At 69.8% G+C, this 12643-nt stretch carries 10 protein-coding genes and 1 tRNA gene; 6 read left to right on the top strand and 5 right to left on the bottom strand.

Annotated elements, in window-relative coordinates:
* Positions 1 to 117: 117 nt before the first annotated feature.
* The 5 genes from WME97_RS36610 to WME97_RS36630 all read left to right on the top strand — a co-directional run bounded on the left by WME97_RS36610 (position 118) and on the right by WME97_RS36630 (position 3928).
* Positions 118 to 190: transfer RNA gene (locus WME97_RS36610), tRNA-Ala, on the top strand.
* A gap of 87 nt (positions 191 to 277) precedes the next feature.
* Positions 278 to 1366, top strand: a complete 1089-nt coding sequence (cobT, locus tag WME97_RS36615) for a nicotinate-nucleotide--dimethylbenzimidazole phosphoribosyltransferase (RefSeq protein WP_437544676.1) — start codon at positions 278 to 280, stop codon at positions 1364 to 1366.
* Positions 1363 to 2130, top strand: a complete 768-nt coding sequence (locus tag WME97_RS36620; protein ID WP_437544678.1) for an adenosylcobinamide-GDP ribazoletransferase — start codon at positions 1363 to 1365, stop codon at positions 2128 to 2130. The genes cobT and WME97_RS36620 overlap by 4 nt, the downstream gene beginning before the upstream one ends.
* Before the next feature lie 15 nt (positions 2131 to 2145).
* Positions 2146 to 2787: a histidine phosphatase family protein gene (locus WME97_RS36625; RefSeq protein ID WP_437544680.1), complete on the top strand. Its 642-nt coding sequence runs from the start codon at positions 2146 to 2148 to the stop codon at positions 2785 to 2787.
* Positions 2788 to 2809: 22 nt separating this feature from the next.
* On the top strand, positions 2810 to 3928 hold the full coding sequence (locus WME97_RS36630; protein WP_437544682.1) for an arginase family protein: 1119 nt from the start codon (positions 2810 to 2812) through the stop codon (positions 3926 to 3928).
* Positions 3929 to 3934: 6 nt separating this feature from the next.
* Here the strand turns inward: WME97_RS36630 and WME97_RS36635 are convergent, their stop codons facing one another.
* Positions 3935 to 4807 (bottom strand): sulfurtransferase, encoded by an 873-nt coding sequence (locus WME97_RS36635; protein ID WP_437544684.1) that lies wholly within the window; start codon positions 4805 to 4807, stop codon positions 3935 to 3937.
* Between the two features lie 490 nt (positions 4808 to 5297).
* Here WME97_RS36635 and WME97_RS36640 point away from each other — a divergent pair, with 490 nt between their 5' ends.
* A complete protein-coding gene (locus WME97_RS36640) occupies positions 5298 to 5864 on the top strand; it encodes a hypothetical protein (protein WP_437544686.1) in 567 nt (188 codons plus the stop codon).
* A gap of 168 nt (positions 5865 to 6032) precedes the next feature.
* Here the strand turns inward: WME97_RS36640 and WME97_RS36645 are convergent, their stop codons facing one another.
* The 4 genes from WME97_RS36645 to WME97_RS36660 all read right to left on the bottom strand — a co-directional run bounded on the left by WME97_RS36645 (position 6033) and on the right by WME97_RS36660 (position 12159).
* Positions 6033 to 7628, bottom strand: coding sequence for a DUF1552 domain-containing protein (locus WME97_RS36645; protein ID WP_437544687.1), 1596 nt, complete (start codon positions 7626 to 7628; stop codon positions 6033 to 6035).
* A gap of 14 nt (positions 7629 to 7642) precedes the next feature.
* Positions 7643 to 9193 carry a DUF1592 domain-containing protein gene (locus WME97_RS36650; RefSeq protein ID WP_437544689.1) on the bottom strand — a complete coding sequence of 517 codons (1551 nt, stop codon included), beginning with the start codon at positions 9191 to 9193 and terminating at the stop codon, positions 7643 to 7645.
* A gap of 477 nt (positions 9194 to 9670) precedes the next feature.
* A complete protein-coding gene (locus WME97_RS36655) occupies positions 9671 to 10123 on the bottom strand; it encodes a DUF1552 domain-containing protein (protein WP_437555563.1) in 453 nt (150 codons plus the stop codon).
* Positions 10096 to 12159 carry a tetratricopeptide repeat protein gene (locus tag WME97_RS36660; RefSeq protein ID WP_437544690.1) on the bottom strand — a complete coding sequence of 688 codons (2064 nt, stop codon included), beginning with the start codon at positions 12157 to 12159 and terminating at the stop codon, positions 10096 to 10098. The genes WME97_RS36655 and WME97_RS36660 overlap by 28 nt, the downstream gene beginning before the upstream one ends.
* Positions 12160 to 12643: the final 484 nt, after the last annotated feature.

The raw sequence follows: 12643 nt of genomic DNA on the forward strand, positions 1-12643 counted from the left end.
CGCGGCCCGGCGGCCGCATCGCCGCGAACCGAGGCCCTCGGACACAAAAGCGCGCCGGTCGAAAAAAAGTAGAGACAAGCGGCGCGAGAGGCTGTAGATATGCCGCTCCCAACGACCGGGGCTGTAGCTCAGCTGGGAGAGCGCATGACTGGCAGTCATGAGGTCAGGGGTTCGATCCCCCTCAGCTCCACCGATAGGACCGAAGGACTCCTGTTCCTGTGAAGGAGTCCGCATCGCCGTGCCCGCTCGCCGGCGTGTCGGAGTAGAGAACCCGGACATGGCTCTCTCGCCTCACTGGGTCTTCCCGGAGCTCGACGCGAGCGCGGTGAGCGCGGCGCGGGCGCGGCAAGATACGTTGACCAAGCCGCGCGGCAGCCTCGGCGTGCTCGAGGATCTCGCCGTGGCGCTCGCCGGCATCCAGGGCGGGGCGCCTGCGAGCCGGCCCGCGGCGGCGGTGCTCTTCGCCGCCGATCACCCCGTCGCCCGGCACGGCGTGTCGGCGTACCCGCCAGAGGTCACGGCGGCGATGGTGGCGAACTTCGTGCGCGGCGGCGCCGCCGCCAGCGTCCTCTGCCGGAACCTCGGTGTCGATCTGCGGGTCGTGGACGTCGGGGTCGCCCACCCGTACGAGGGCGTGGGCGGCGGCGATGGCGCGCGGCTGCGGCGCGATCCGGTCGCCGACGATCCCATCGGTGACCTGCGGATCGAGGACGCGCTCTCGGAGGCCGTCTACGAGCGCGCGCTCCGCGCGGGCGCCGCGGAGATCGACGCGCTCGGGGGCGACACGCGCGTCGTCCTGCTCGGCGACATGGGCATCGGCAACACGACCGCGGCGGCGGCCATCACGGCGCTGCTCCTCGGGATCGCGCCGGAGGACGTCGTCGGGGCGGGGACCGGCGTCTCCGGCGACGCGCTGTCGCGCAAGATCGAGGTCGTGCGCGACGCGACGCGACGCGCGCGGGAGGTCTCGGGCGTCCAGCGCACCGACCCGCACCGCGTCGTGCAGGCGGTCGGCGGGAAGGAGATCGCCGCGCTGGTGGGCGCCATGGCGCGGGCGATCGAGCGGCGCATGGCGGTGCTCGTCGACGGCTTCATCGTCTCGACGGCGGCGCTCGCGCTCGTCCGGATGTGCGCCGAGGCGCGGTCGGGCATGATCTTCGCCCACCGCTCGGCCGAGCGCGGCCACGCCCACGTCCTCGCGGCGCTCGACGCGCGCCCCTTGCTGGACCTCGGGATGCGCCTTGGCGAGGCGAGCGCGGCGCTGGCCGCGCTGCCCCTCCTCGACGCGGCCTGCGCCCTCCACGCCGGCATGGCGACGTTCGCGAGCGCGAGCGTGCCGGATCGCGCGCGGCCCGGGACTCCATGACGACGCCGCCGGTGCTGCGCGGCGCCCGCGCAGCGGCGACCTTCCTCACGCGCGTCCCGGTCGGCGGCTTCCCCTACGCCGAGGCGGACTGGCGCTGGGCCTCTGCCTGGTTCCCGTTCGTGGGCGCCGCGCTCGGCGCCGTCCAGGCCGCGGTGTGGCTGCTCGTCGATCGGAGCGGCGCGCTCGTCGCGGCGAGCGTCACCGTGGCCCTCGGGCTGCTGCTGACCGGGGCGTTCCACGAGGACGGCCTCGCGGACACGGCCGACGCGCTCGGCGGCGCGCTCGATCGCGCTCGGATCTTCGAGATCCTCAAGGACAGCCGCATCGGCGCGTTCGGCGCGGCCGCGCTCATCGTTGTCCTCGTGCTGCGCGTCGCCCTGCTCGCGCGGCTCGACGCAGCGGCGCCCGTCGCCCTCGTGTTGACGCAGTGCCTCTCGCGCACCCCGCCGATCTGGTTGATGGTCGCGCTGCCCTACGTGACCCAGAGCGGCTCGCGCAGCCGCCCGGTGGCGCAGGCGGCGCTCCCGCAGGCGCTGCTCGGCTCGCTCTGGCCAGCGCTCGCGCTCGCCGCGGCGCACGCCGCCGGGGCCCTCACCGCGGCCGAGGCGGCGGGCATGCTCGTCGCGGCCGCCGCCGCCGCGGCGATCTGCGGCCTCCGCTTCCACGCCCGCGCCGGCGGGCTCACGGGCGACTTCCTGGGCGCTGCGCAGCAGATCGCCGAGTGCGCCGCGCTGCTCGCCCTCGCGCTCGTGCGGGGCGGCTGAGCCGCGGGCGCGCGCGTGGATCCCCTCGCCCACGGCCTCATCGCCTTCCGCCACGCCCCCGTCGCGCTCTCCGGCGTCTGCTATGGCCGCCTCGACGTCGCCGCGGCGCTCCCCCCCGAGGCTGCAGCGGCCGCGATCGAGCGCGCGCTCCACGAGCTCTGCGTCCGCCCCGGCGTGGTCTTTTCGTCGCCGCTCTCCCGCTGCGCGCTCCCGGCCGCCGAGCTCGCGGCGCGCCTCGGGGTGCCGCGCGCGATCGACGATCGCCTGCTCGAGATCTCCTACGGCGCGTGGGAGGGGCGCGCCTTTGCGGACATCGAGCGCGACGATCCGGCCGCGTACGCCGCGTGGCTCGACGGCTGGGAGCGCGTCGGGCCGCCCGGGGGCGAGTCGGCGCTCGACGTCGAGTCCAGGGTGCGGTCGTTCTGGCGCGAGATTGTCGCCCCGCGCGGCGTGGACGTCGCGGACGTCCCGGCCGACGCCGACGTCGCGTCCCGCGCGCGCCCGCCGCTCCTTGTCGCGCACGCCGGGGTGCTGCGCGCGCTCCGGGTCGTCGCGCGCGGCGCCAGCTGGCTTGCGGCGATGAGCGCGCCGGTCCCTCACCTCACGGCCGAGCGCTTCCCTCTCCCTGCGTCCGCCCTTTCGCTGGCGGACCTTTGAGGGGCGCGTACCCTCGTCGGGCATGACCCCGCAAGAAGAGCTCGCGCTCCTGCTGCGCCCGGCGGCCGGAGGTCTCTACCTCGTCTCGACCGGCCGCGCGCAGCAGCTCGAGGTCCAGCGGCGGCTCTACGGCGCCGCGACCGAGGACGAGGTCCTCGCGCGGTTCCGCGCGTCGCTCGACCGCATCGCCGGCGCGCGCGCCGTCTTGCTCGGCGTGCCCTCCGACGTCGGCGCGGGGTTCCTCCGCGGCTCCAACATGGGCCCGCAGGCCATCCGGACCGCGCTCCTCGACGCCTCCCCGGACTTCCCCGAGCGGGCGCGCGAGGTCGGGCTCGTCGACATCGGCGACGTGTTCGTCGTGCCGCAGCTCCTGCACGACGACATGCTCTCGGAGGCGCAGAAGGCCGCGTCGCGCCGCGCGCTCTACCCTGGCGTGCCCGAGCCCGTGGCGTCGCGGCTGCCGGTCTCGCCGCTCTCCATCGCGGAGCGCGCGCTCGATCTCGTCTTCTCGATCAACCCTGGCGTCGCCCCCATCGTGCTCGGCGGCGATCACTCCACGGCCTTGCCGGTCGCGCGCGCGCTCGCCCGCGCGCGGAAGCGGCCGTGGGGCATCGTCCAGCCGGACGCGCACACCGATCTCCTCGAGGAGCGGCTCGGGGTCGCGTACTGCTTCGCCACGTGGTCGTACCACGCGAACGAGCTGGTCGGGCGGGGCGGCCGGCTGACGCAGGTGGGGGTCCGCGCGTCGCAGAAGCCGCGCGAGCACTGGGAGAGCCGCTACGGCGTGCGGCAGTTCTGGGCGGCCGAGTGCCGCGCCGATCCGGCGGCGGCGCTCGACGCCATCGTGGCCCACGTGAAGAGCACCGGCGTCGAGGGCGTGTATTTCTCGAACGACATCGACGGCACGGACGCCGCGTACGCCGACGCCACGGGGACGCCGGAGCCGGACGGCCTGTCGCCCGAGTTCGTCGTGGCCCTCATCCGCCGGCTCGGGCGCGAGGTCGGCCTGATCGGCGGCGACGTCATGGAGGTCGCGCCGGCGCTCCAGCCGACGCCGGAGAGCGCGGCGCGCACGGTCGCGCTCGCCGCGCGCTACCTGCGCGAGACGATCGAGGCCACCGTCGGCCGCGCGCTCGCCTGACGCCGCTCAGGGCTCGGGGCCGCTGGCCGCGGGCAGGGCGGCGTCGCGGGCCCAATCGCTCCAGGACCCCTCGTAGAGGATCGCGTCCTCGCGGCCGAGCGTCGTCAGGGCGAGCAGGTCGTGGCAGGCAGTGACGCCGGAGCCGCAGTAGCAGACCACGGTGGCTGCATCGAGCGCGCCGAGGTCGCGGTAGCGCCGCTCGAGCTCCGCGCGCTCGCGGAAGGCGCCCCCGGGGGCGCTGAGGTTCTCGACGAAGGGGGCGGAGCGGGCGCCGGGGATGTGGCCCGGGCGGGCATCGACGGGCTCGGTCTGCCCCTCGTAGCGCTCGCGCGCGCGCGCATCGAGGATCACCGCCGCGGAATCGCGGCGCAGCCTGTCGACAGCGGCCTTGTCCGCGACCGGAGCGCCGCCGGGGGCGAGATCCATGGCGGGCGCTTCCGCGATCGTGGGTGCCGCGGTCGAGAGGGGGTATCCCGCGGCGGTCCACGCCTGGAGTCCCCCGTCGAGCACGCGCCCGCCTGGATGGCCGAAGTAGCGCAGCAGCCACCAGAGACGGGCGGCGATGGCGCCACCGGCGTCGTCGTAGCCGACGACCACCGAGCCTGGGACGACCCCGATGCGGGCGAGGACGCTCGCGAACGCCGCCGCGTCGGGCAGCGGGTGGCGGCCTGGTCCGCCGAGCGCCGGGCTGGAGAGATCGGCGTCGACGTCCAGGTGGACGGCGCCCGGGATATGCCCGCGGGCGTACTCGTCGGCGCCGCGGCGACCGCCGAGGTACCAGCGGCAATCGACGACGCGGACGCGGGGATCGCCCGCGTGCGCTGCGAGCCAGGCGACATCGACGAGCGGACCGGGGGGCACGAGGAAGGGATCGCGCATGGGCGAAGGGTACCCACCCTGCTCGCGCCGGGCCACATCGCATCCTCGCCATGCCCGACGTGCTCGGCTGTGCCCGATGGCGCTGCGCGGCCGGACGCGACTCCGGCGCTCGACGGAGCGCCGAAAGCGACGGCATTTGCAAGCACTTTTGACAGTTGAAATGGGGCTTGAGGGCATCAGGCATGAACGTCAATCGACGCGTGCAGCACGCCTGGTTGCGAGGGTAGCCGCCACAAACCGCTTGATCTTCAAACGCATTGGCTCGCCTACCCGCCCTCAGCACCTCCCATCCCGGAAGACGCCCCTGGCCTCGCTCAGCGCTTCACCGAGCGAGAGCCGCCGGCGCCACGGGCGACGTGCTCACAAAAGTTCACCAGAGCCGTTCATTGATCACGCCTCGTCTTGAAGGCCCGACGGATCGAAGCCTTTCCCTTTGTTTCAATCGGCAAGAGGGCTGTACTTTGCTCTCTAACCACTTTAATTACGATCCATGAAACTTCGACTCTCAAACTTCGCCGCCGCAGCGATCCTCACCCTCCTGTCAGCTCTTTCAGGCTGCTCCGATGATGGAAGCACCGGCAGCTCGGAAGCCGGCACGACCACTACCTCAAATGCGTCCGGGTCTGGCGGGCAGGGCTCGGGCGGGGATGGCGCCGGAGGCGCCACGGCCTCGAGCTCGACGTCCGCTGGAACCGGCGGTGGCGGCTCGGCGGTCGAGCCGACCTTTGAAACGGTCAGAGCGGTCGTCGCGCAAACTGGCTGCTCCGATGCGAGCTGCCACAACGGCGAGGCGGAACCGAGGCTGCTCGACGACGAGACCCTCTACGCGACCCTGACGACGCACATCTCCGAGGCGTGCGGAGACATCCCGCTCGTCACCCCCGGCGAGCCAGAGCAGAGCGCCCTCGTCAAGATCCTCAAAGGCCCCTGCGGGGATATCGCCCGCATGCCCAATGGATGCGTCAGCGAGCCCGGCCCGGAATACACGTGCCTGCCCCAGGCATACATCGAAGCGATCGAGCAGTGGGTCGCCGACGGCGCGCAGCAGCAGCAGTGAGCGGCCGATGACGACGACGCGGGCTCCGCCCCGGAGCTCCGCGTCGTTGTGCTGAGGACACGAGGTCATCGCGGTCGCTGCGACCCAGCGCCGAGCAAAAGGCCCCTCCTGAGGGGAGGGGCCTGGTCTTCATTTCCCCCGAGCCGGCAGCCCCGGCGCGAGCGACGATCAGCCGTTCGCGCGAAGCGCCTTGAACTCACCAGCGTCCTTGATGGACACTGGATTGGTCTCGCTGGCGAAGAGCTTCGTGTCGTCGTGCTTGCCGAAGTGGGTCACCTCCGCCGAGCCGCCGATCGCCGGGAAGCCGTCCGCGCCGGCCTTCACCCCGATGGCGTTCAGCAGGTTGCAGAAGTACTTGTTGATCGGCTGCGTGGCGACGTCCGGCGGAGTCCCCGTGCCGTCGATCTCGCCGAACTCGAGCTTCGTCTGGCCCGGCCCGCAGGCAGCCTCGCTGTTACCGACGGCCAGGTCAGCCTTGCCACCTTCGACGTTCACGGCCTGACCCGTCTTGAAGTAGCCGCCGCAGCTCCCTGCCTGGAGGATCGGCAGGTTGTTGAGGTTGTGGCTGTTGCCGTCGGAGTCTTCCTGGAACCAGACGGTCGCGGTGTTGTCGAGGAGCTTCCCCTCGCCCTCATCGATGCTGTCGAGCCGACCGACGAGGTAAGCGAACTTCTTCGCGTACCAGTCGTCGATCTGCTGGATCATCTCGATGACACCAGGAACGCAATCACCACCCATGTTGGCGTCGCCGACGCGGTGGGAGATGCCATGGGAGTCCTTCGAGTGATTGATGCCGTCCCACTTGAACGTGAGGGTGCCGGGGAACTTCATGAAGATGACGCGGTTCTGGTCGCAGATGGCCGAAAGCACCGCGAGGTCCATCATGACGTTCGTCGACTTCGACAGGTCGATGCCGAGGCCACCCCCCTGCGAGGCCGCCTGCACGGACTGGGCCGTCAAACCGAGCGCCTCTGCCTGGGCGGCGCTGCACTGGGCCCTGACCGTGTTCGTGGTCTGGTGGAGGAGGTCCTTCCAGTCGGAGAGCCGCTGCTTGTCCGCCTGGCTCATCCTGACCCGCTCGAGGGTCTCCAGGTCCTCCCGCACGACGTCGATCACGCTCTTGCCGCGGACCACCTTGTACGTATCCTGCGACACGGGGCCCTGACCGAAGAGGCCCGTGAGGTTGTTGTAGATCGTCGTCGGAGACCCGATGCCGGGGAAGATCTGCTTGGGCTTGTCGTACGAGAAATTGGAGAACGCGTCCTGCCGCACCCCGCCGATCTGCATCACGAGGGGGGCGGCGCCGTTGGGGTTGACCTGCTCCGCGGCGATGTGATCGAGCGACCGCCCTGTCGACTTCGCGTTGAACTTGTCGCTCTCGGGCGTCACCGGGTAGCAGGTGAAATACGACCCCATGACCTGACCGTGGGGGTCGTTGTTCTGGCCGTGGGTCCGCCCGAAGCTCCACTCGTTCATCCCCCGGATGCCACGGGGCATCAGGAGCTTCTTTGCGAAGGGCGCGAGGTGCTTGAGCGTCGTCGCCTGGTAATCGGCGGCGGTCAATTCGCCATGGGACTTCTTCGGGAACCACCGGTTCGTCAGGCAGCCATAGTGCGTGAAGAGCACGATCAGCCGCTTCGGAGCGCCGCCGCCGGCCGACTGCGCCTCGGCGTCACGCTCGGCGACAGAGCCCAAGAAAGGTGCAGCGACGACGGCTCCACCCAGGCCTCGGAGGAATACTCTTCGATTGAGGTTCTTCATCATGGTCGTATTCCTTCTCAATCCCCGAGGACGGTGCGCAGGCGGAACGAATCGGCCTGGGTAAGATCCGTGAGCAAATTGATGATGGTATAGCCGTCGCTCGACAGCTTGTCGCTGAGCTCGTTGACGGTGCAGGCGTCGTTCGTGTTCGGCACCCTCCGGCGGGCCCAGGAGACCCACTGCTCGGCATAGTGACGCTTGGCGATCGCACCAGCGCCGAGCTCGGTCATCATCTCGAGGGGCGACGTGATCGTCTTGGTGTTGGTCTCGCTGAAGTAGACGTCGTCCGTCGCGTCGATGTCGCCGCCGAGCGGATCCTTCGTCTGCACCTTGCCGACCGAATCGAACCTCTCGAGCACGAAGCCCGGCGGGTTGACGAGCTTGCTGTGGCAGTCGACGCACCCCGCAGGGGAGGTCAGCGCCTCGATGGCCTCACGCTCCGTGGAGAACGGGCCCGGAGGCCGCGGCGTCTGGTCCGCGCCGGGCGTCGGCTTCAGGGTGAGCCCGAGCAGCCTGTTGGCGACGAACGCGCCCCGGAGGATCGGGCTCGTGGCGCCGAAGGACGAGTAGGAGCTCAGGAACCCGACGCGGGTCAAGAACCCCGGCCGCACGTTCGGGTCGAGCTCCACCCGCGTCAGCTCCGCGCCATAGTCGGCCGCGTTGAGCCCATAGATCGGAGCGGTGTCCTTGTTCACGTAAGCGACGTTGCTGAGGAAGATGTCCTTGAACGACCCCCCCTCGAACGCCACCTCCTCGAAGAAGGCGTCGACCTCGGCCAGCATCGGAGCGACGATGTCCGGGGAGTAGTCGGGGAACTTGGTCGTGTCGTGCTCGACCTGTCCCCAGTGCGACCCCTCACGAATGTCCGCATAAGCACGATGGAACAGGGCCACGATCGGCGCCGTCTTGGTGCGGTCCTGAACCATCCGCTCCGCCTGCGCGAGGATCTGCTCCCTGGTGGTGAGCTGACCCGCGTCTGCGGCGGTGTTCAAGGCGTCATCCGGAATGGAGCCCCAGAGCAGGAACGCGAGCCTCGTCGCCACCTCGTGGCTGGAGAGCTTGATGGCGCCGTTCTCCGTGTCGTCCGTCAGCTCGGGGACCGCGATGAACGAGGGCGAAGCGAGCATGGCGAAGAGGATGGCCTCGGCGACCTCCGCGGGCGTGCCCTTGGGCTCCAGCGCGTTGAACCGCATGTAGCGCTGCACCTCTTCGTCCGTCACAGGGCGGCGGAAAGCCCTGCGGCCGAAATCGCGGATCGTCGACTCGAGGCACCCGGCCGCCGCCGGATCGCAGGCGATGAACCTGGACTTGTTCGCCCCAGCCATCACCTCGGCCGCGATGCTCTCGGCGGCCACGAGGTAGGAGTTCCAGGCGATGTCCGTCATGCTGCCCTCGAAGTCGGACACGAGGAGCGAGGACGGGTTGCCCGTGGGAGCGTTTGGCACGTTCATCACGCCGAGCAGATCCCTCACCACCGCGTCGTACTCCCGGTTCAAGAGCCGCGGGACCTGGGACGTCGCCCAGATGCCGGGAGTGCAGACATCCGGGTCGCCGGGGTCCGGCTCCACCGGCCCGCCCCCCGTACCGGTGCCAGAGGTCTCCCCGCCACCGGAGGAGACCCCAGGTTCACCGGGCGCAATCTCGCCAGTGCAACCAGCGAGAAAAGGTGATGACGTCAAAAATGTTGCCGTACCGATGTACGCTAGTTGCCGCAGCGTTCGCATAATGTGACTATCCCCGCCCTGCGTCGAGCTGATCCCCCTGCGCATGATTCCAACGCAGGCCCAACCGGCGAGCCCCCGACTCGGGGAGCCGGCGCCCGCAAGCGCTGCAAAGGCCGCCCGTGCGGCGGAATCTTCGCGCATGGCTTGACGAGAACGTGTCACGGGCGCGGAGCACCGGGCGCACGCGGCGCATTCATCACCAGAGGGCGCGACAGGCTCGGGAACGAGATCGCTCAGGCGTTCGCCCTGAGCGCGGCGAACTCCCCTGGATCGTGGATGGTGGGAGGATTGGTCCCGCTACCGATGAAGTCTTCCGTCCGGTCATACCTGCCGAAGTGGGTCACCGGCTCCGAACCGCCCCGTGCCGGGAAACCATCCGTGCCTGCCCTGACGCCGAGGGCGTTCATCAAGTTGCAGAAGTACTTGTTGATCGGCGCGTTGGCGAGCGAGCTCCTTCCAGGCTGCGAGCTTCTGCTTGTCGGCGCGGCTCATGTCGAGCCGCTCGACCCTCTGCAGATCGTCCTTCACGATGTCGAGGATGCTCTTGCCGCGCATCGCCGCGTAGGTGTCCGGAGACGTCGGCTTCCCCGCCTCGAAGACGCCCGTGAGGCTGCTGAACGCCTGCGACACGTTGAGGCCCTTGAAGGAGGTCTCGGCGGCGGAGTAGGAGATCGCCGAGAAAGCGCCGTCATTCTGACCAGTTTGGTTTTCGCTCGGCCGGGCGCGCTCGCCGAGCGGCCTTCGCCTCAGGATCGAGCGCAGAAACGGCGCCAGATGTCGCGGTAGATCGACTCGAGATTGCGGGCGAAGCGCGGGCCGTCCATGAGCGGCGACTGCTGCATGCGATCGCGCAGCGTTCGGCGAAGCTCGCCCAGGTGCTCGAGGTTCTCGGCGAGCGAGCTGGCGACCCGAACGTAGTGTTCCGGCGTCGTCGCGATGAGCTCCGGCAGACCCAGGTTCATCGCCTGGCAGACGCCGGCGCGGCCGACCACGGTTTCACCTGCGAGGGTCACCACCGGGACGCCCATCCACAGCGCGTCGAGGCTCGTGGTGTGGCCGTTGGAAGGGAACGTATCGAGACAGATGTCGATCTCGCGGTACCTTCGCAGATAGTCGAGCCGCCCGCACCGATCGACGAACTCGATCCGATCGAGCTGTACGCCCCCCTCCTCGAAGATCGAGCGCACCCGGTCCCGCGCCCTTCCCCGAGGCGCCATGAGCGTGAGCCGCGACCTGGGCACCGCGGCCAGCACCCTCGTCCAGACATGAAGCACCCCTTCATTCACCTTCCTGAAGTGGTTCAGGCAGCCGAAGTTGACCCTCCCCTCCGTGAGAGCGGGGAGAGCGCTCACGTCGGGCACGTCGGTGAGCGGGTCGTAGCACCAGAAGGAGTCGGGGAGCCGAAGGGTCTCCTCCGTGTAGACGTCCGTGCTTGCGCCGGGGGGATCGAGGAAGGGATCGGACAGGCGATAGTCCATCGATTCGAGGCCCGTCGTCCCGGGGTACGCCAGCCAGCACACCTGAAGGGGAGCGGGCCGGCGGGCAAAGACCAGGACGCGGCGGTCGGTCATATGCATGGTGAGATCGACCAGGATATCGATCTGATCCCGTCGGATGACCTCGGCCAGGGCAGCGTCGTCCAGCGCCGCGACCTCGCGAAAAACATCGGCATGACCGCGAATGCGATCCGTCAGGCTATCCGGCTTGTCCGTGCTCGAGTAGAAGAAGATCTCGAACTGCCGGTGGTCATGGTTCTGGAACAGCGGGATCGTGAAGAGAGACTGGACGTGGGTTCGGAAGTCGGGTGACACGTAACCGATGCGGAGCCGCCGGTCGGACGAGCGATCGGTCGTGTGAGGGGGAGCCTGCGCGGCGAGGGGGCGGGCATGCCGGGCATTCCACGCGCGCGCCTCGGCGAGGATGTCGCTCTCGGTGACGTTCGGCCAGAACGGCATGTTGAAGAGAAGAGCGCTGTGCGCGGCGGGGTCGTCGGGACACAGGGCGACCGCTTCGCGGTACATCGCCTGGGACTCGTCGAGGAGCCCCGACTCGCCGAGCGCGGCGGCGAGATAATCCCGAGCGACATGGAAATTTCGGTCGATCTCGAGCGCTCGACGCAGATCGTCGATCGCTTCGTCGAAACGGCCCGCGTCCGCGTGAATCGCGCCGAGCGCAGTGTACGCATTGGCCATCCGCGGGTTGAGCTTCAGCGCCACGCGGTACCAGGCCGCGGCGTCGTCCGACCGGCCGCCGAGGCGCAATGTCTCGCCGAGGGCCGCCAGGGCATCGGAGGCGCTCAAGCTCGACTCGGGGCTGCGCGCCGCCGCCGGACCGACCCCGGCGGCGGATGCACCCCGCTGGTCTCTCAGGCTCGCGAGGCGCTCGCCAGCCTGCAATAGCCCAGGTTCGAGATCGCGGGCGCGCTCGTAGCACGCCGCCGCCGCGTCCAGGTCCCCTTGCTCCTCGAACGTGAGAGCGAGGTTGAACACCGCTTCGGCGAAGTCGGGCTTCCGAGCGACGGCCATGAGCAGCACGGCGACCGCCTGGGGTCTCCGGCCGAGGCAGCGATACACGTCGCCGAGATGCGACAGGTAGAGGGCGTTGTTCGGGGCGACGCGGACGGCTCGCTCGAGGAGCGCGGCGGCCTCCGCGAGCCGACCGGATTGGACGGTGATCACGCTGAGAAGAAGCAGCGCGTCGCCATGCCCGGGCGCTTGCTCGAGCGCGCCGCGATAGAGGAGCTCTGCGCGATCGACCTGCCCGACCCGATGAAACTGCACTGCCAATTCGAAGAGCGAAGCGGCGGTCACGGGGAGTTCCTTGTCGGAAGAGTGCGGGATCTCGCCGAGCAGGATGGCTGCGCCCGGGCCCTGAGCGCAAGCCGGTTTTCTTGTCGACCGGCGCATCCAGCGTGGCTGTACGATGGGAGGGCCACTTCGGGACGGCCACTTCGAGGAGCTTGACCTTCGGATCGCGCCTGGAGCTCCTCGCCCCTCCCGACGTCGATCGTGCCGGACCAACCCAGGCAACCGAGCTCGGGCGCGACGCCTGGCGCGGCGAAGAGCCCTGCTGACATGGTGCGACGAGGAGCAACGACGCGACGCGGCCGTCCGCCTGCCTGGTGACGGGAGGTTTCGAGAGGCGCTCTTGGGCACGTGAGACCGGCTTGAGCGCGCAAGGCACGAGTGTCAATCGACGCGTACAGCATGGCTGTACCCCAGAATGGCCTCCACGAACCGCTTGATTTTCGGGTGACGTTTGCTCATTCTACCCACACAAGAGGACGTTGTTCGT

Source organism: Sorangium sp. So ce367 (assembly GCF_051520455.1).
Taxonomy (GTDB): Bacteria; Myxococcota_A; Polyangia; order Polyangiales; family Polyangiaceae; genus Sorangium; species Sorangium cellulosum_B.

Coding starts and splice junctions, on each gene's coding strand:
- WME97_RS36640 (WP_437544686.1), top strand. CDS start 5,298: ATGAAACTTCGACTCTCAAACTTCGCCGCCGCAGCGATCCTCACCCTC.
- cobT (WP_437544676.1), top strand. CDS start 278: ATGGCTCTCTCGCCTCACTGGGTCTTCCCGGAGCTCGACGCGAGCGCG.
- WME97_RS36645 (WP_437544687.1), bottom strand. CDS start 7,628: ATGATGAAGAACCTCAATCGAAGAGTATTCCTCCGAGGCCTGGGTGGA.
- WME97_RS36635 (WP_437544684.1), bottom strand. CDS start 4,807: ATGCGCGATCCCTTCCTCGTGCCCCCCGGTCCGCTCGTCGATGTCGCC.
- WME97_RS36620 (WP_437544678.1), top strand. CDS start 1,363: ATGACGACGCCGCCGGTGCTGCGCGGCGCCCGCGCAGCGGCGACCTTC.
- WME97_RS36630 (WP_437544682.1), top strand. CDS start 2,810: ATGACCCCGCAAGAAGAGCTCGCGCTCCTGCTGCGCCCGGCGGCCGGA.